The 20,361-nt window shown below is 65.9% G+C and carries 7 protein-coding genes; all 7 read right to left on the bottom strand.

Translation table 11 applies throughout. The features are described from left to right. Positions 1 to 605: 605 nt before the first annotated feature. The 7 genes from prfB to AC3A4T_RS15770 all read right to left on the bottom strand — a co-directional run bounded on the left by prfB (position 606) and on the right by AC3A4T_RS15770 (position 19,844). Positions 606 to 1,734 (bottom strand): peptide chain release factor 2 gene (prfB, locus tag AC3A4T_RS15800; protein WP_487676221.1). Its coding sequence is split into 2 segments (ribosomal slippage): positions 606 to 1,658 and positions 1,660 to 1,734, totalling 1,128 coding nucleotides; the frame shifts between segments, so codons are not numbered across the junction. A gap of 224 nt (positions 1,735 to 1,958) precedes the next feature. Further along, positions 1,959 to 4,898 carry a DUF2135 domain-containing protein gene (locus AC3A4T_RS15795; RefSeq protein ID WP_487676220.1) on the bottom strand — a complete coding sequence of 980 codons (2,940 nt, stop codon included), beginning with the start codon at positions 4,896 to 4,898 and terminating at the stop codon, positions 1,959 to 1,961. Between the two features lie 481 nt (positions 4,899 to 5,379). After that, on the bottom strand, positions 5,380 to 7,986 hold the full coding sequence (locus AC3A4T_RS15790) for a beta-mannosidase (RefSeq protein WP_487676283.1): 2,607 nt from the start codon (positions 7,984 to 7,986) through the stop codon (positions 5,380 to 5,382). Positions 7,987 to 8,626: 640 nt separating this feature from the next. Further along, complete coding sequence (locus AC3A4T_RS15785) at positions 8,627 to 11,494, bottom strand: TonB-dependent receptor plug domain-containing protein (protein WP_487676219.1); 2,868 nt, start codon at positions 11,492 to 11,494, stop codon at positions 8,627 to 8,629. Between the two features lie 131 nt (positions 11,495 to 11,625). Further along, positions 11,626 to 14,037: a family 20 glycosylhydrolase gene (locus AC3A4T_RS15780; RefSeq protein ID WP_487676218.1), complete on the bottom strand. Its 2,412-nt coding sequence runs from the start codon at positions 14,035 to 14,037 to the stop codon at positions 11,626 to 11,628. Between the two features lie 304 nt (positions 14,038 to 14,341). Beyond that, positions 14,342 to 16,828 carry a GH92 family glycosyl hydrolase gene (locus tag AC3A4T_RS15775; RefSeq protein ID WP_487676217.1) on the bottom strand — a complete coding sequence of 829 codons (2,487 nt, stop codon included), beginning with the start codon at positions 16,826 to 16,828 and terminating at the stop codon, positions 14,342 to 14,344. A 70-nt stretch (positions 16,829 to 16,898) separates the two neighbouring features. Continuing rightward, positions 16,899 to 19,844 (bottom strand): TonB-dependent receptor plug domain-containing protein, encoded by a 2,946-nt coding sequence (locus tag AC3A4T_RS15770; RefSeq protein ID WP_487676216.1) that lies wholly within the window; start codon positions 19,842 to 19,844, stop codon positions 16,899 to 16,901. Positions 19,845 to 20,361: the final 517 nt, after the last annotated feature.

The following is a 20,361-nucleotide window of genomic DNA, read 5'->3' as shown; positions in this document are numbered from 1 at the left end:
AGGAAGGAAGATTACTGAAGTCGCAGGTTGCGCGCTTGCGCGGCTGGGCGACGGTGGTGCGGAAACTGGGACGGATGCGGTGGTTGATCGGTCGGGCGATGGCGCTGATGGGTCGGGTCGAAGCTGGTCGGTTCGGTTCGGTTCGGCTCGGGTGGCGTGGACTGTTCGCCGGACTTACGATCCAGGCGGGTTCAGCCCGATGCGGTCGCGATGGATCGTGCTGGCCGAGGTGCAGGCCGATGCGCTCGCGCTTGCGGCGCGCTTTCCCGCGGGCGGCGCTATCAGGACACTGTCAGGCCATCGCGCCCCTGCCTACCCGTCATCCCCGCGAAGGCGGGGATGACGACCAGAGAGGACGCGGCGAACCGATGCGTGCGCGAACCAGTGCCCGAGCCCGGGTGGTCCGAACCGGTTCGTGCCGCGAGCAATGCGGCTAACCGCTGCATGCCCAAACCGGTTCTCGCTGCGGACCCGATAATGCCGCGAACTCGATCCGCCGCGAGCCCAGTCTGCCGCGAGCCCAACGAGAACCGTAGGGAATCGCGCCGAGAGCGGACACGGCGCCGAACACGCCGCGTCCATCCCATCGCCCGAAACGACGCGGCTTACACCGCGTCGTTGCGTTTCGATCCCACTTGCAGGCCCGATTTCAGGCTGGCTTCGACGAATTCGTCCAGGTCGCCGTCGAGCACCTTCTGGGTATCGCTGCGTTCGATGCCGGTGCGCAGATCCTTGATCCGGCTCTGGTCGAGCACGTAGTTGCGGATCTGGCTGCCCCAGCCGATGTCGGACTTGGTCGCCTCGACCGCGTCGCGCTCGGCGTTGCGCTTCTGGATTTCCAGTTCGTACAACTTCGCCGCGAGCATCTTCATCGCGCGGTCGCGGTTGGCGTGCTGGCTGCGCTCGGTCTGGCAGGCCACCACGATGCCGCTGGGCACGTGGGTGATACGCACCGCCGATTCGGTCTTGTTGACGTGCTGGCCGCCGGCGCCCGAGGAGCGGTAGACGTCGGTCTTCAAGTCGGCCGGGTTGATGTCGATGACGATCTTGTCGTCGACTTCCGGCGACACGAACACCGAGGTGAAACTGGTGTGGCGGCGGTTGTCGGAGTCGAACGGCGACTTGCGCACCAGGCGATGCACGCCGGTCTCGGTCTTGAGCCAGCCGTAGGCGAAATCGCCCTCGACCCGGAACGTCGCCGACTTGATGCCCGCGACATCACCACCGCTGACCTCCATCAGCTCGGCCTTCCAGCCGCGCGATTCGGCCCAGCGCAGGTACATGCGCAGCAGGATTTCGGCCCAGTCCTGGGCCTCGGTGCCGCCGGCGCCGGCCTGGATATCGACGAAGGCCGAAGCCGAGTCCATCTGCCCGGAGAACATCCGGCGGAATTCGAGTTTCTCGACTTCCTTGGCGTAGCGTTCGACGTCCTCGACCACGGCCAGCGCGGTGGACTCGTCGTCCTCCATCTCGGCCAATTCGAGCAGCTCCAGGCCGCCCATCAGGCCCTCGGTGAGGCTGCGGATGCCGTTGACGACCTTTTCCAGCGCGGCGCGCTCGCGGCCCAGGCCCTGGGCGCGCTCGGAGTCGTTCCACACGTCCGGGCTTTCCAGCTCGCGGTTTACTTCTTCGAGACGTTCGACCTTGGCGTCGTAGTCAAAGATACCCCCTGAGCGAATCCAGCCGGCCCTTGAGGTCGGCGATGCGCTGGCGGACGGGATTGAGTTCGATCATGTCCGGTGCTTGCTATGCGGAAGAACCGGTGATTCTAGCAGCCGCGGCGGTGGTTGGCCGCCCTGCCCCAAGGCCTACCTGTAGGAGCGGCGTGAGCCGCGACCGCGCCATGGCAAACCCCGGCGCTGGCCTGGGCTTGCCGTAACGGTCGGCCACCGCAGCCAGCCTGCGTGGGCTTGTCGAATTCGCGGTCGCAGCTCACGCCGCTCCTACAGGGGCGATCGTTACTTGACCTCGAACTCGCCGACCAGCACCAGTTCCTTCTGGTCCTTGAGCCGCAGGGTCACCCGCTGGTCGTTCTGGCGCTGGCCGCCGAAGCCGGTGCTCAGCCACAGGCTCAGCGTGGTCGCGCCGGTCACCAGCTGCTGACGGTCGCCGTAGAAATTGGCCTCGACCTTGTACTTGCCGGGCTTGGCCTTGCGCAGCGAGAACTCCTCGGGACCGTAGCCGCCGGTGAAATCGTTGGTGATGCGCCCGCCCTGGTAGGTCAGCTTGTGGCTGTAGAAGCACTTCTCGCCGTTCGGGTCGGTCACCCACAGGTCCATGTCGGAGTTGTCGCTGTCCCAGCTCAGCACCACGCGCAGGTCGAGCGGCAGATTGCGGCTCAGGCGCGGATCGATGCGGCGCGTGTCGACCTGCGCCGGGTGCGCGGCGGCGATGGCGTTGAGCTCGGCCAGCGCGATTTCCTCGATGCCCGGGAAGCGCTGGTCCCAGTCGCGCAACGCCACTTCGTACAGGCTGTCGACCGCCTGCTGGTACTGCCCGTTCGCGGCATAAGCCAGGCCCAGATCGCGGAAACTCTGCGGCTCTTCCTCGGCCAGGCGCAGCACCTGCTGCAGCACCGGCACCGCCAGCGCGGGCTGGCCGGCCTGCATCAGCCGATAGCCGAGCACGCGCAGGATGTGGCGGTTCTCCAGATCCATCTCGGCCAGGTTCGACAGCACCCGCAAGGCCAGATCGCGCTCGCCCTTTTCGCTGAGCACATCGGCGACGTCGAGATAGAACGCGGTGCTGCCGGCATTGGAATCGCGTTCGTCCAGGTAGATGGCATAGACCCGGTCGGCGCTGGCCTGGCGCAGGCGGCGCGCGTACGGCGAATCGGGCTGCCACGGTTTCAGGTTGATGCTGGCGCGAGGCGTGGCGTTCGAACCGGCAACGACCTTCGCTTCGGTGGCGGCGGCATCGGCGACCATGCCACCGGCGATCTCGATACTATCCAGCGTCGTGGCATCGGCCGCGATCGGCGCGGCCTCGACCTCGACCATCGGCGCGGGCGGCGGCGGTGGCGCCGCCATCGCGTACGCGCGCTGCGAACCTTCCTCGCGCGATTGCCGGGCGAGACTCAGCTTCAGATCCTCGGCCGGCTTGGGCGGCGCGTTCTTGGGCCAGTCGCGCTGCCACCAATCCAGACGCTGCTTGTACAGGTCGGCCACCCGGTCCAGGTTGGCCTTGCGCGCGCCATCGAGTTCGGCCGCCTGCCGGGTCTTGAGTCGATTGAATTCGTCGAGCCGGTCCGGCGGGGCGATGTCGTAGCGCACGTAGTCGGCGATATCGTCGAGCACGATCAGCGAAGTCTCGGCGGTGACGATGCCGAAGCGCTGGCCCAGGCGCGCGATCGCGGCGCGGTTGAGGTCGGGATCAGCCTGCAGCGCGGCGATCGTGTAACGCGCCCACAGCCCGGCCGGAAAGCCGCTCGCGTCGCTGGCGGCATCGACCGCCACGGTCTGCTCGCGCTCGCCGCGGCCGTCGCGCAGACGCAGAGTCAGCTGCGCCTTCGCGTCGTTCAAACGGCCGGCGATCCGCAGCAGTCCGCCATCGGCGAACGGCGAATCGGCGACCACCTCGCTCGCGCCCAGCGCGCTCACGCCGAGCAATTGCGGGCCCTCGTTGAGCAAGGCATCGGCGGCGCGATCGAGTTCGCCGGCGCGTTGCCAGCTTATCAATCGCCCGCCATTGGCTTGCGCCAACGCGCTCAGTCGCGCGCCGTCGGCGTTCGCGCCGGCCGAGTTCAGCGCATACAGACGCTGCCGCGGCAGCAATTGCGGAAAACTCCGCTTGCCGTAATTGAACAGGCCGTCGCTGACCACGAGGTACTCTTCGATACCGGCCCGCGGCTCCCAGCCACCCGGATCGGTCGCACCGTCATACACCGTGTTCTCCAGTTCACGACGCAACGCCGACCAATCGCCGCCGCTGACCGCGAAACTGCGCGCCGGCTCGGCGCGATCGCGCAGCCGGATCAGGCTGACCTGCACCGTTCCGGCGGCGCGGAAGTAACGATCGAGCAAGGCCAGCTCGCTCGCGTTGTCGCGCTTGCGGCCCGACGCCGAGCTGTCCCACAACAGCCCGATCGACTTCGGCAACGCACGCGCCTGACGGGCGCCTTCGACCGGGATCTCCGCGAGGAAATAGCGCTCGCCGGCGACATCCTGGGTGTAGGCGCGCGCCGTGGCCGAGGCCGGGATGCTCAGGCTCAGAGCGTTGCCGACCGGCGGCTTGTTCAAGCGGACCGTGTAGCGGCCGCCGCGCGAATCGATCTGCACACCGCTGGCCAGGCCCTCGAGCTTGGGTTTCTGCGCGGCGCGGATCGCCAGATCGAACTGCCGCGCCTGCGCCGCGAACGCCAGCGGCAATTCGTACTTCCATTCGCCGTCGTGACGGCTCAGCGATTCGCTCAGTTCCAGCCGCACCCGGCGCGTGCCCTGGGCGGGGATCGGATAGATCCGCAGCTTGAACTGATTGCCCGCGGTCTGTTCCAGCAGCGCCGGATCGACGCCGCGACGTTCGATGGCCTCGAACACCTGCCGGCCCTTGGCCTTGGGCACCGGCACCGCCGGGCGCAGCGCGCCGTCGATATCGAGCGCGAACCCGGCGACCTGCTGGCCGTCGCGCAGCGGGAATTGCAGCTCGCCTTCAAGCACGCGCGCGTTGGGGTTGCGGAACACCAGTTCGATCGAGGTGCGGGCCAGACCGCCGGCGACCTCACCCTCGACCCGGGCCGATTCGAGTTCGATCGGTTTTGCGGCATCGCGCACGATCAACAGCGGCGGCATGCGCGGCGCGGTGATCGGGCCATGGACCTGGGCCTGCGCGAGCGCGACCAGACCGAGCGGCAGACTGAGCAGCACACCGGCGAATGCGGCGAGCGAGAACGGTGATTTCACCGGGAACCTCTTCCTTTGAGTGCGGGCTGAGACTCTCAACGCGCCGTGGCGCGAAAAGGGTTGAGCGGGCTTCCTTGCGGGGGCGGATGCCGCAGTGAGCAGAGTGGTGGAGCGGCCTGGGGCTTGCAAGCGTGGGATTTGGTCGCGGGTGGGGAACAAGAGCAAATCTCCCCTGCCCCGCTTTTTTCAAAGGCGGGGACTTCCCTGTGATGGAGTTGGAACGGTGGGGACGCGGGCTCCCTACCACTGCAACGAAGCAAGTCGACTCGTTCCTTTCGAACAAGCGCGTCAACTCGCCCCCTTTAAAAAAAAAGGGGCCGGCGCCCCGGCGCAACATCGAGGTCGAAGCAGAACATCCAGCGCGGGGGATTTGCTGTCGCCCGCGACACCGCATCATCTTCAAGCGGATCGATCACACCGCCATCGATCGAGCCAAGACGCAACTACCGGGCTGCGTCTCAAGAAATACCAAGCGTCCGCCTCAAGGCCGATACAACGACCGCACATTCAACCCACTCCGCAGACTAGCCAGGTCCGCCTTGGATTGCACCGCGATCTCCACCGTCTCCCCCGGCAGCAAGGTCAGCGCGTTGTCGGCCAGACTCACATCCTGATCGCCGAAATCGACCCACACCGCGCGCGCCAGCGCATCGACATGCACGCTCAGGCGATAACCGTCGCCGTCGCGACGCAGCTCGGTGCGCAGCTTCGGGTCCTGCCACGCCAGGGTCCGCGCCTCGCCGAAATACACCGCGCGCCGAGCCACCGAATGGCCGTCGACGATCAGGTCGAACACCGCCGCGGTGCGGCGCGGATCGGCACCGCCGAGCAGTTGCGCATCGCTCCACTCGCCGATGCGGGTCGAGGCCAGCGCTGCCAGACTCGCCGGCTTGCGTTCGTCGCGATGCACGCGGCCGTCGAAATCGATCACCCGCAGGCGCCATTCGCCCTGCACGCCCGTGGTCTTGTCGTTCAACAAGCTCAGCTCGGTGCGGCCGCCGTCGCGGCCCGGCCGGCGCAACGGCGCGATCGTCACTGGCGCGAAGAAACGCTTGGTGTGGAAATGCAGCGGCTTCCAGCGACCGAAGTAATCCAGGCTGGACCACGACGCGCCCGGCCAGACATCGTTCAATTGCCAATACAGCGAGCCCATGGTGCGTGGCCGCGAAGCGCGATGATGCAACGCCGCCAGTTCAATGCCCTCGGCCTGCACTTGCTGGCTGAGGTAGACGAAATCGGCGAAGTCACGCGGCTCGCCGTATTCGCCGCGGATGTACTTGAGCAGCCGGTTGTTGCCGTCGCCGGCGAGGAATTTCTGATGCGCGCGGATCACCGGGGCATCGATGCCCTGCTCCGCGGGCTTGGCGAACGCGGCGATGGTGCGCAGCGACGGCCACCCCTGCAGGCCGTACTCGGACATGAAACGCGGGGTTTCGTCGAGATACGCGGTCGCCGGCAGCGCCGGGCCGCCCCACACGTCCCAGTAATGCTTGTCGCCGTTGTTGGAATCGTTGGCCTTGTCGGCCAGATCGTTGCTCGGCGAACTCGACCAGTACGGCACGCCCGCGCCCTGCTCGGCCACGACCGCGCGCAGGTCCTTGCCGAACAACGCGACATAGCCGTCCCACACCGTCTGCGCGAACTTGGGATCGGCCTCGATCAGTTTCTTGCTGTGCCCCCAATCCTTCCACGCGGTTTCTTCTTCGTTGTTGCCGCACCACAGCACGATGCTGGGATGGTTGCGCAGGCGGCGCACGTTATCGCGCGCCTCTTCGACCACGTTGGCGCGGAACGCGGGGTCGTACCCGGGCGGCATGCCGCCGCCGAACATGAAGTCCTGCCAGACCATCAGGCCCAGCTCGTCGGTCAGTTCGAAGAAATCGTCGGATTCGTAATAACCGCCGCCCCAGTTGCGGATCATGTTCATATTGGCGTCGCGCGCCGATTGCAGGTCGCGGCGCAGCCGCTCGCGGGTGACCCGCGCCGGGAACGCGTCGAACGGAATCGCGTTGGCGCCCTTGGCGAATACCTCGATGCCGTTGACCACGAAGGCGAAGCCCTGCCCGTTCGCGTCCTTGTCGCGGCGCAGTTCGATGCTGCGCAGGCCGGTGCGGCGCTGGGCGACGGCCTGCACGCCATCGCCGTCGCGTACCGTGGCCTTGAACGAGTACAGCGCCTGCTCGCCGTAGCCGACCGGATACCACAAACGCGGGCGTTCGATGCTCAACGGGATCGACACGAGATTGCGACCAAGCTTGAGCTGGGTCGGATGACTCAGCGTTTCGGGGCGGCCATCGGGACCGGCGTATTCGATCTCGACCGTCGCCGCTCCGGCGCTGGCGCTCTGGATCTCCAGCTCGATCGCCGCATCGGCGCGTTGCTGGCTGATCGTCTTGGGCTGCACATGCAGATCGGCCACGCGCAGGCGATCCCAACTCTCCAGCCGCACCCCGCGCCAGATGCCCGCGGTGACATAGCGCGGGCCCCAGTCCCAACCGTAGTGATAACCGGGCTTGCGCACGAAATTCGCGGTCATCGCATCGCGCGGTTCGTCGCCGTAGGGCGAAGGATAGTTGCCGGCTATCTTGTTCGGCATCGCCTGCACCTGCGGCAGCAGCCGGCGGATCGGCGAATCGAACACGACTCGCAATTCGTTGCCGCGCTCGCGCAGCTTGCCGTCGACCGGCACGCGCCAGGTGCGGAAGCTGTTGTCGGCCTTGAGCAGGTCCACGCCGTTGAGCTGCACGCTGGCGAAGGTGTCCAGGCCGTCGAACACCAGCTCGACGTGCTTGCGCGCCAGGGTCTCGCGATCCACGTCGAAGCGGCCGCGGTATTCCCACTGCGACAGGCCGATCCATTGCAGCTGCGCTTCGCGCGCACCGACGTAAGGATCCTCGATCAGCTTCGCCGCCAGCAGATCGGTGTGAACGTGGCCGGGCACCTGGGCCGGATGCCACTCGGTCGCCGGCTGGTGTGCCGCCGCCTGCGGATCGCCCGGCACCAGCCGAAATTGCCAGTTTTGATGCAAGGGCTGCGAATGCAGCGGCGCGGCTTGCGCGCCGTAAGCCGCGAGCGCGGCGATCAGCATCAGCGCGATCGCGGCCAGGCTGCGCACGCGCAAGACGGAATCGGATGAGGATCGGGCGATGGGCATGCGCATACCTTGTTTGGTTGGAATGATGCGGGTGACGCGTTAGATCAGTTCCCACATGGCCTACCTGTAGGAGCGGCGTGAGCCGCGACCGCGCCATCGCGACAACGACGAAAAACCATAAAACTAGAAACACAACGGCACTAAGCGGATGCAACTTGCGCCGTAACTGCAATTTCGCGGTCGCGGCTCACGCCGCTCCTACAGGTAAGCCATGCAACAACGGCTAGCCTCGACCCATGGAGCCCGGACCAGCCGAAAAAGCGGGAGCGCGATCCCCGCGCTCCCTCTCCGACATCCGGAAAACCCCGCGCGCATTGCAACGCGCTCGCGGGGGTAACACCGCCTTGCCCGGGAGGTCCGCGCCGCGACCGCTGCATGCGCGTGGAGGGAGCGCATGCGACGAAGGCGACCCGGGGCTTGCCGCCGATCGAACGGGCCCGGGCGGCCCGCTCGCTCGATACGAAGAAGTGGCTGTGATCGATCCCATCCGATCGACCACAGCCGTTCGATCAAATCACAGGGATCGATCGAACCACGGACTCGATCGAACCGTCGGACCCAATCGAACCATTGCTCAATCAAATTTGTAGACGAACTCCGCCGAGATTTCACGCCCCACGCGCGAGAACACCCGCTCGTTGGCATAGGCGAAGAACTTCTTGTACGGGTCCTTGTAGTCGGCCTCATCGAACAGGTTGTCGATATACAGGTTGACCCGCGCCTGCTCGGTCAGCTGATACCCCGCGCTCAGATTGAAATACACCGGCGCCTTGAGCTTGCCGACCCTGTGGCAGGTGGTGTCGGTCTGGCCCGGCAGGATCGGCGCGCACTCGTTGTAGCTGTCGCCGTTGACGTGGCCGATGCGGTTGGCGAACAAGGTCGCGTTCCACGGACCGCGGCTCCAGTTGGCGCTGGCGCGGGCGAAGGTGCGCACTTCCTTGTCGCGGTTCTCCTGCATCGGCGAACCCGGGTCGCGCTGCTCGTTGTTCTTGAGCTGGTTGGTGTAGTTGAACTGGAAGCTGAAATCGCCGAAGCGGGTCGCCGGGATCTTGTAGCGCGCGGTCAGATCGACACCGGCCACTTCGCGATAGGCGATGTTGATCGGGCCACTGAACACCGACACCACCTGCCCGAGCGGATAATTCGGATCGGCCACGCCGAACGAATTGGTGCCCGGCGCGCTGCGGGTGACGCGACCGATGATATCGGCGCAGGTCGACGAACCCGGGGTGACCTGCATGCGGTCGCTGGCGCGGCGGGTGCGGCCGTTGCGGCACTGGCTTTCCAGATCGAGGATGTCGGCGATGTCGAAGTCGCGGACCTGATTGTCGATGGTCATGCGCCAGTAGTCGGCGCTGAACGACAGGTTGTCGCTCGCATCCCACACCAAGCCCGCGCTCCACGACTTGCCGGTTTCGCTGTCGAGCTTGAGGTTGCCGGTGCGAGCGATGTTGTGGCGGTAGTACAGCGCCTGCGATCCGCAATCCGGTCCGAGCCCGCGATTGACGCAGGTGCTCACGTCGGTGTCTTCCTGGGTGCCGGTGCCGCTGGTGGCGAACAGGTAATGCATGTCCGGCGCGCGGAAGGTGGTGTTGTACGCGCCGCGGATCAGCAGGCTTTCGATCGGACGCCACTCGATGCCGGCGTTCCAGGTGAAGTTGCTTTCCTCGCGCGCGTCGTCGTCGTAGCGGTCGAAGCGGCCGGCGGTGGTCAGGTCCAGGGTCTTGAACACCGGCACCTTGACCTCGACGCCGACAGCGTAGCGCTTGCGTTCGCCGCCGCCCTGGTTGGTGCCGCCGGGCTGGTCGTAAAGCTTGTTCGGGCCATAGGTCAGCGGATCGGGATTGAGGCGATAGCCCTGCGAACCGGCTTCGATCACGCCGGCGAAACCGACCGCGCCGGCCGGCAGTTCGAACAGATCGCCGGTGACCGCGAACTGGGCCTGATTCATCCACGATTCGGCGCTGCTCTTGCCGCGCGTGGTGAGCTGGCGGAAGGTGTCCGGCGACATCGGCGACCAGAACTTGCCTTGATCCAGCGCGTACACCGGCAGGCCGTTGTTGGTGCCCAGTTGCGGCCCTAGGAAGTAGCTGTCGACCGCGCCCTGCAGCATGCCCGGGAAGCTGAAGTCGACCTTGTACTCGGTGCGTCCGACCGTGGCGTCCCAGTTGAAGCGCTCGCCGAAGCGGCCGCGCAGACCGGCGGCGAGGTCCCAGGAACGCTCGCTGGTGTTGAACAGGAACGGGTCGCGGCTGCCGGCTTCGGGCACGGTGAAGGCGCGGCGCGCCTGGTAGCTGCGGCCGGTGTTCTGGTCGTAGAACGCGCCGCCGCGGTTGAGTTCGAAGCGCAGCGCTTCGTCCTGGCGCGACTCGCCGTCGCTGTCCCACAGCGACGCGCTGACCCAGGCCTGCATGCCGTTGTCGAAGTCGTAGCTGAAGTTGCCGAAGCCGGAGCGGTTGTCCGAGCCGTTGCGCAGGCTCCACAGCGAATTGCCGCGCGACTGCGAGCAGCTGTAACCGGGGAACTCGGGCGCGTTGCCGTCGTTGCCGAGGAAGTTGTGCAGCGGCAGATCCTGGAAGCGATCGCAGGCGCCGGCCGGCGGCGTGACCCGGCGCTTGGCGGCGGTGTCGATCAGCTCCACGCCCCACACCCACGGCCAGGGATCGTTGACCAGCGGCTTGACCGTCGCGGCCGGCTCCAGATCGGACGCGAGGAAGCCTCGCTGGCCAGCGAAGATGGTTTCGCGGCCGCTCAACTGCACGCCATACGTAGCGCTCCACTTCTCGCCGGTGCGCCCGCCGGTCCACGACAGGTCGTAGGAATCGCCGCCGCCGCGAGTGGTGGTGCCGCCCTTGATCCGGACTTCGTCGCCGTTGAAGTTCTTCTTCATGATGATGTTGATGACGCCGGCCATCGCGTCGGAGCCGTAGATCGCCGAGCCGCCGCTGGCGAGCACTTCGATTCGCTCCACCGCCGACATCGGAATGTTGTTGAAGTTGGCGAAGTTGCCGCGGCCCTCGTACGGCAAGGGATAGTCGGCGACGCGGCGGCCGTCGATCAGCAGCAAGGTGCGGCCGGGGCCGAGGTTGCGCAGGTTGAGCGGGCTGGCGTTGGGCGTGGGGCCTTTGTTGACGTCGGCCTGGACCGAGCCTGTGACTTCGGTCAGCGAACTCAGCGCCTCGTACACGTTGGCGAAGCCTTCGCGCTTGATCTGCTCGGTGGTGATCACCGTGACCGGTGCGGGGCCTTCGATCTCGGCGCGCTTGATGCGCGAACCGGTGACGGTGATCTTGTCGATCGACTTGACCTCGCCGCCCGCGGCAGGCGCCGCGTCCTGCGCTTGCGCGATCAGCGGCAGATACAAGGCGGCGAGCATCGCCGCGGTCAATGCGTCGCGCCGGACCCGTTGCCGGTGGCTGGAATGCGTGTGTTGTTGGTTCACCTGTGACCCCTCCCGATCGCGGCCGAACCCTCGGCCAAGGTTGCTTTTGTGGTTATTAATTTGGATCGATCTAAACTACAACGTAAAAAAAATACCGCCCACCGCTTCGATTTCCGCTCGCGCGACCGCGTTCAATGCACCGCCCCGCGCAGATCGAGTTCCCGCAGCGCCTGTCCTGGCGCCGCCGATTGCACGCGCAGGCTCAGTCCGCCCTCGCGCTGATACCAGGCCACTCGCAGACGATGCCAACCGCGCCGCAGCGGCACCGAGGCTTGCATGGTCTGGTCGTACGTGTCGTTGCGGATCAACGCTTCGCCGTCGAGGTACAACGCCGAACGGTCGTCGCCCTGGATCGCGAAGCGATACAGGCCGTCGGCCGGCACTTCGACATAGCCCTCGTACTGCAGGCCGAAGCGACGGCTGCGGCCGAAGCGCTCGACCGCGAAGTCGGTGGCCGCGCCGCGTTGCTGCGGCGTCGCCGCCTGTTCGAATTCGTCCAGGCTCGAATACAGACCCTCGTACAGGCGATAACTCAGCCCCATGCTCGCGCGTTTCGGTTTCGCCGTCGCCGGCCGATAGCTGCGATAACGCACGCTGGCGCTGTGCACCCCACTTCGGCGGCCGTTTTCGAGCACGGTGATCGTGCGCAGGCTGCGGCTGCCGTCGAGCGGCACGTCGAGTTCGATCGGGCCTTGGTAGACCGGCGAGCGCTCGTCGGGCTCGCTGCCGTCAACGGTGTAGTGGATGCTCGCGCCGGGCGCGGAGGCGATCAGAGAGTAGCGATGGGTGTAATGCGCAGGCTCGCCGTTTTCCTGCACTTGCACGACATCGTCCAGACCGAGCGGCTTGGAAATCCGATAACCGACCTGTTCGCGATCCAGATGCGGCAACTGCCCGCGCAGGCGGCGCTGGAAATCGGCGTAGTCGCGATCGGCCTGCGGCGTCCACGCGACCTCGGCCAGCGCGAGCATGCGCGGGACCACCATGTACTCGACCATTGCCGGGGTCTTGAGGTATTCGCTCCAGACATTGCCCTGCACGCCGAGCACATGCCGCGCCTGCGCCGCGTCGAGCACCTTGGGCACCGGGTCGTAGGCGTAGACCTTATCGAGGCTCAGCTCGCCGCCGAGGTTCCACTGTTCGTGTTCGGCCGGACCCTGGCCGTAATCGAAATAGCAGCACTGGGTCGGGGTCATGATCACGTCGTGGCCCTGCCGCGCGGCCGCGATCCCGCCGGCTTCGCCGCGCCAGGACATCACCGTTGCGTCGGCCGCGAGGCCGCCTTCGAGGATTTCGTCCCAACCGATGATGCGTTTGCCGCGCGAATGCAGGAACTTCTCCATGCGCTGTATGAAGTAGCTCTGCAGCTCGTGCTCGTCCTTCAGCCCTTCGCGGCGCATCACCGCCTGCGCGACCTCGCTGCTCTTCCAGCGCGTCTTCGGCGCCTCGTCGCCGCCGATATGCAGATACGGCGCGGGGAACAGCGCGACCACTTCGTCGAGCACGTTCTCCAGGAATTTGAAGGTTTCTTCCTTCGGGCAATAGATATCGTCGTACACGCCCCAATTGGTACCGACTTCGAACGGCCCCGGCGTGCAGGCGAGTTCCGGATACGCGGACAAGGCCGCGAGCGAATGCCCCGGCATCTCGATTTCAGGAATCACCGTGATGTGGCGAGCGCGCGCATACGCGACCACCTCGCGCACTTCGTCCTGGGTGTAGAAGCCGCCGTAGGGCTTGCCGTCGCCGACATAAGGATCGATGTTGCGCCCGAGCACGGTTTCCTTGCGCTTTGAGCCGAAGCTGGTGAGCTTGGGATAGCGCTTGATCTCGATGCGCCAGCCCTGGTCTTCGGTGAGATGCCAATGGAAGGTGTTGAGCTTGTAGCGCGCCATCAGGTCGAGATAACGCTTGATGAAGTCGACCGGGTACAGATGACGGCCGACATCCAGGTGCATGCCGCGATAGACGAAGCGCGGCTGGTCTTCGATGCTCAACGCCTGCATCCGCAGCGCGCGTTCGCCGGACGTCGCGGGCAACAGTTGGCGCAAGGTCTGGTAGCCGTAGAACAGGCCCGCCGGCGATCCGGCGAGGCGAATGCCGTTGGCGGTGACGTCGAGCGTGTAGCGTTCGTTCGCCCTCGCATCGGCACCGGCCGCGAGCGGCTCGGCGACGAACTGCACGTAGCCACTGGGATCGGCCTGATGCTTGCGTGCGCGAGGCGCGCCGCTGCGCAGGCTCAGTTCCAGGCCTTGGACGCGGGCGAGTTCGTCGCGGAACAACGCGGCGACCGCGCGCGCTTCGGCGTTGTTGGCGTAGAGCGTAGTGTTGGTGTCGAGGGTGAATTCGCCGTCGCCGTGGTGGAACTGGGAGGGACGCGGGACCAGTTCGGGGGTGCGTGTCTGCTGGTTGGTCTCAATGCCGGTGCTGGCAGCACCATCGTCGGCGTGGACCATCGGCGCGAAACCGATCGCTGCGCCGACCAGGCCGGTTACGGCCAGTCGCAGCTTCGACAGTCTCAGTTTCGCCAAAGAGATTTTCATCGATTATCCGAAGCGTTTGCCGCAAGCGTTGCCCGAAGCGTTCGAGACTGGAAAACCACGCCCTTTCCTACCGTCATTCCCGCGAACGCGGGAATCCAGTGACTTTGACGCGACCTGCCCGAAAGTCGCTGGATTCCCGCGTTCGCGGGAATGACGACCTGGGAGATTCGACGCTATCGGCAAGATGGTCGCGCTGACACTCACAACCGCAGCCGCAACCGCAGTCGCAATCTTGGTCGCAGTCGCAGTCGCAGTCGCAGTCGTGGTCGTGGTCGTGGTCGTGGTCGTGGTCATAGTCATCGCCTCAAGGCGCCGACGCACACGCCGACACCGGCAGACTCGCCGCCTGCGTACCCCACCCGCCTACCGCAGGCTGCTTGTCCAAATCGAAACGCAAACGCCCGCCGTCGCGCAGCGCCGACCAATCCAGCCAAACCTTGTCCTGCGCCTTGCCGTCGAAACTCACGCCCTGCACATACTGCAGTGCGCGCCCATCCGCGCCCGGCGCTTCGATGGTCAAGGTCTTGCCCCGCCCCAGATCCAGCTCGACCTTCTCGAACCGCGGCGTATGCAGCAGCAACTCACCGCTGCCCGGCACCGCCGGATACAGACCGATCGCACTGAACAGATACCAGGCCGACATCGTGCCCAGATCGTCGTTGCCGGTGACGCCGTTGGGCGCGTTGGTGAACAAGGCCTGCGCCGAACGCAGCACGGTCGCGGTCTTCCACGGCTGGCCGATCAGCGTGTACATCCACGGGCTGTGCAAGTCGGGTTCGTTGTTGGGGTTGTAGCGGTACTGGTTGTAATAGCTGTACGGCCCGACCACCCACTGCTTGCGCGCGGCGTTGAGCGGATCGGCGAGCAACTGGTCGTAGGCGAAGAACGCATCCAGGCGCTTGCCGGTCTGTTCCGCGCCGCCCATCGCCGCGACCACGCCGGGCACGTCCTGCTGGGTCAGCCACTGGTACTGCCAGGCGGTGCCTTCGTGAAAACCGTGGTGCGAACGCGGGCTGTAGCGGCCATCGGTTTCCGAATAGAACCCGCCATTGTCCAGGCGCGGACGCGGAAAGCCCTTGAAACCCAGCTCGGCGTCGACCGCGTCGTTGTCCCAGACCTTGCGCCAGTTGCTGCCGCGTTCGCGCAGAGTCGCCGCATCGTCCTTATGGCCCAGCGCCTGCGCCATCTGCGACAGCGAACAATCGGCCAGCGCATATTCAAGCGTCGACGAACCGCCGTGATGCGGATCGACGTCCATGCTCTTGGCCGGGAACGCGCGGTCGTACTGGACGAAACCGTTCTTGAGGTAACCCGGATTGCCGGCGCGACCCTGGCTGCGGACCAAGGCCGGCGGCGTGCCATACGCGTTCTCGCGCAGCGCGGCGTAGGCCGGTTGCTCGCGGCCTTCGAGCGCGCCGAAACGCCACAGATCGACCAGGAACGGCGTGACCGGGTCGCCGGTCATGACATTGCTGTCGAAATTGGCATAGCCCCAACGCGGCAGCCAGCCGTTCTGCTCGTGAATCTTGAGCACCGAGTTGGCGATGTCGCGCGCGCGTTCGGGGCGCAGCATCGCCAGCAACTGGTTCTGCGAGCGATAGGTGTCCCACAACGAGAAATACTCGTAGTAAGTCCAGCCCTCGGCCTTGTGAATCTGCGTGTCGTAGCCGCGATAGCGGCCGTCGCTGTCGCTGCCGGTCAACGGCTGCAGCAGCGAGTGATACAGCGCGGTGTAGAACACGGTGCGATCGTCGCCACTGCCTCCGCTGACCCGCACCGAGTCGAGTTCCTTGCGCCACACGTCCTGCGCCTGCTTGCGCATCGCATCGAAGCTCAGCGCCTTGCCGTTCTTCATCGCCTCGTCGCGCAGATTGCGGCGCGCGCCTTCGGCGTCGACGTGCGAGATCGCGCTGATCGCCGTGACCGCACGGCCGTTCTTGGTATCGAAGGTGAACCACGCGCCGTGCGGCCGCGTGTCGCCCTGCATGCTGTTGTTGCCGCCGGGATGCCCGCCGGTTTCGTCCCAGGTGCCGTGGCTGGCGAACGGCCGGTCGAATTCCATGCGATACCAGGTGGTGTACTGCTGGCCGCCGCAGAAACTCTTGGTGGTGATGCTGCCCTCGACCGCGCGATCGCCGATCACCTGGACCGTGCTGCCGATCACCATGTGCCGCTCGTTGGCCTGGCCGGTATTGACCAGGATCGTGCCCTGCTTCGCCCCGGCCGGGAACGTATAACGCTCGGCCGCCGCGCGGGTCAGCGCGGTCGCTTCGGCGTCGATGTCGCCGCCGGCTTCGCCGGTCAGCCGCACTTTGTAATAACCCGCTTCGCCGACTTCGCCGTCGTGGCTGTAACTCGATGCGTAGTTTTTCTGATCGAACGACTTGAATTCTTTCGTATCGAAACGCTTGCCCGGCCCGATCTCGCCGGTGGTCGGCAACACCGACAACTGGCCGCCCTGCTCCCAGCAGCCCGCGCCGGACAGGAAGGAATGGCCGAAGCCGCGGATCTTCGGATCGTCGTAACGCCAACCGCTGTAGTGATCGCCGATCGGGCTGACCTGGATCAGGCCGAACGGCGCCGACGCGCCGGGAAAGGTGTTGCCGTCGTCCTTGCTGCCGATGAAGGTGTTGACCTCGCGCACCGGATCGCGCGCGGGCGTGGCGGCCTGCGCGCTCGCCGCGGCCAGGGCCACGATGAGCGCGCACGTCAACGTCGCACCCAGCGGCCGCGTACGCGCGCCCTTCGCCGAAACCAAGTCATGCCTGCGCCGTGCCGGATTGCGAGTCATCGTTGCCTTTGCCCTGCCAATGGTGAGAGAGAGCCCGCTGCGATGGCGACCATCGCAGCGGGCGGATCGATCAGTTGAAGTCGAGCACGTACTCGATCGCTACTTCGCGGCCGACCGGGCTGAAAATGCGGTCGGCGATGAAGGCGAAGTCCTTCTTGTACGGGTCCTTGTCTTCGTTGACTTCGTCGAACACGTTGCTGACGTAGACGTTGACCTTGGCCTTGTCGGTGATCTGGTAGCCCGCGCTCAGGTTCCAGGTGATCGCCGGGCCGACCCGGCCGTAGTACTTCTCGGTCTTCTGGCCGAAGGTCGGGCTGGCGGCGTCGTTGTCCACGCAATCGTCCGAGCTGGGCACGTAGCCGTCGGCGAATTCGCGGCAACCGCCGAAACGCACGCTCGGCACGCTGCCGACGCGGTCGGCATAGACGGTGGCGTTCCACTTGTCGCGCTGCCAGTTGACGCTGCCGCGGAACTTGCTGCGCGGTTCGTCGGTGCGCTTGTCTTCCATCTCGGCGCTGCCGTCGCTCTGGGTTTCCAGCTTGAGCAGGTTGGTGTAGTTCAGGCCGACGCTGAAATCGCCCCAGCGCGCGGTGCTGAAACGGTATTTGAGCGAAGCGTCGATGCCCTCGACGTTGCGCGCGGCGCGATTGATCGGGCCGGTGCGGATTTCGGTGACCGGGCCGAGCAAGGGGCCGGCGCCGTCGGGATCGGCGCCGCGGGTCACGCGGCTGAGCTGCAGCTTGCAGCGATCGGCGCTGGGCGGGCTGATCCGGCGTTCGCCGGTCGGCGTCTTGCCGGTGAGGCAGTAGGCTTCGTCGAGCAGCACGTCGTCGGCGCCGATGTCGTCGATCTCGTCTTCCAGCTCGATCCGCCAATAGTCGGTCGACACCGACAGGCCGTCGGCGATGTCCCAGACGAAACCGGCGGTCCACGAATGACCGGTTTCGTACTTCAGGTCAGGCGTGCCCTGGCGCGAGATCTCCGCGTCCTCGACCTTGAAGCCCGAATCCCAGGTGCAATTGCCCTGCTGACCCGCGCGCAGGCAGTTGAGGTAATCGGTCTGATCCGACACCGAGGTGCTCGGCGTGGCGTAGACGAAATGCATGTCCGGCGCGCGGAAGCTGGTCGCGTAGGTGCCGCGCACCAGCAGATTGCTGAAAGGCCGCCATTCCAGGCCGGCGTTGTAGGTGCTCGCCGCATCGCCCGAAACCGCGTCGTACTTGTCGTAGCGCCCGGCCACCGAAGCGGTCAACGACTTCAACAACGGGATCTTGAACTCGATGCCGGCGGCGTAGTGATTGCGCGAGCCCGAGCCCAGATCGATGTTGGCGGTCTGCTCGTACAGACGATTGTCGCCGAGCGTGTTCGCATCCGGGGCGAGGCGATAGCCCTGCTTGGCCGCTTCGAGCTGACCGGCGAAACCGATCGGACCGGCCCAGCCCTCGAACAGATCGCCACTGACGATGAAGTTGGCCGAGGTCAGCCAGGATTCGGCGCGGTTCTTGCCGCGGGTGGTGATCGAAGCGTAATCCTGCGGCGAGATCGGATTCCACAAGCGGCCCTGGTCGACGCGATCGCGGTTGGCGCCGAGGAAGAAACGGTCCGCTTCGGCCGTCAGCACCGCCGGGAATTTTTCGTCGACGCGGTATTCGGCGCGGCCGATGCTGAAATCCCAGTCGAAGCGATCGCCGAACTTGCCGCGCAGGCCGGCCGACGCGTCCCAGGACAATTCATCGGAACGGGTGTAGCCGTTTTCGGCGCCGCCGATTTCCTGCGGCGTGAAGTAACGCACCAGGTCCAGATTCGCGCCGACGCCGCGGTCGAAATAACTGCCGCTCGAGCTCCAGGCCGGCATGAAGGTCATGTTGGTGCCGCGCGAGCTCCACACGCCCAAGGTCGCCCAGCCCTGCATGCCGTTTTCGAAATCGTAATTGGCGTACAGATAGCCGGAACGGTCCTCGCTGCCGTTGCGCAGGGTCCAGTGCTGGAACACCGCGCTCTGCCCGCACTGCCAGCCGGTGTTGTTGATGGTGTTGCTGTTGCGGTTGTAGGTGCGGCGGTTCTGCAGGAAAAACTCGCCGCCGAACTGATCGCAGGCGCCCGGCGGCGGCGCGAGCCGCATGCCGGTATCGGTGTTGAGCATGCGGATGCCGGTCGACGGCAGGATGCCGGTGGTGCGGTCCTGCGGATTGAGCGAGCGCGGCGGCGCGTCGAAATCCGAATCCATGAACGGACGTTCGCCCGCCGGCAGCGCCTCGCGCTTGAAATACTGCAGCGCATAAGTCACCGACCAGTTGTCGCCGCTGCGGCCGCCGGCCCAGGACAGGTCCATCGCGTCGCGGCCGCCGCGGGTCGAGGTGCCGCCGCGGATCTTGACCTGATCGCCCTGGAATTCCTTCTTGAGGATCACGTTGATCACGCCGGCGACCGCGTCGGAGCCGTAGATCGCCGACGCGCCGCTGGCCAGCACTTCGATGCGCTCGACGATCGCGGTCGGAATATTGTTGAAATTGGCGAAATTGCTCTTGCCCTGATACGGCAGCGGATAATCGACCACGCGCCGGCCGTTGATCAGCAGCAGGCTGCGGCCCGGGCCCATGTTGCGCAGATTGAGCGGGCTGGCGTTGACCGTGTGCTGGCCCCAGGCGATGTCGGATTCGACCGTGCCCATCGCCTCGGTCAAGGTGGTCAGCGCGTCGTAGACGGTGTTGAAGCCTTCCTTCTCGATCTGCGCGGCGGTGATGGTGAACACCGGCGCCGGGCCTTCGATCTCGGCGCGCTTGATGCGCGAACCGGTGACGGTGACCTTGTCGATCTCGGTCGGCTTGCGCGCGTTGCTGGCCTGATCGGACGAGGGCGCCTGCCCGGCTTGGGTCTGCTCAGCCTGGGATTGCTCAGCGAGGGATCGATCGGCGGACGGATCGGGCTGCGCATCGGCGGCGCGCGCATGCGGCGCGAACAGGACCGACAGCAAGGCGCAGGTCAGCGCGCTGCGTCGCACAGTGGAATGGCTCATGTTGCGGTGCTCCCCTTTTAGAAATGGACTGCGAGCGACCTGTCCCTGGCCCCGAATAGCGTTTAACTCGATCTAAGTAGTGACGCCCAGGCCGCTATCATGAGCAGCCCTGGCACATCCAATCCCCAAATTGGATCGATCTAAATTAACCACAGAGGGGTGGCCGATGCATGACGCGGCGCAGCAATGGACCTGTGCTATACGGCCGGCCGAACCGGACCGACAGCGCCCGCGGCGCGAGAACAATCGCTAAGTGATTGTTTTGCCGAATCTGGCGTCGGGGCCGGGCCGGGATCGGCCCAGCACGCACGGCGTCCGCGATCGGGGACGCCGCGTGCCGATTCGTGATGCATCGCCGGTCCGTGCGTGCGGCGCAGCATGGCGCTGGCGATGACTGCCGGGTTCTTGGTGCGCGGACGGTATGTCTGGATCGCATGGCAATCGAAACGAATGGCGTTCACGGACGAGGACGCCCTTCCCCGCCCACCGCCCCGACCGCTCGCATCGATCGGGCGAA

This window comes from Lysobacter sp. Soil_N_51 (assembly GCF_057655755.1).
This window is presented reverse-complemented; position numbering and strand designations above follow the sequence as displayed.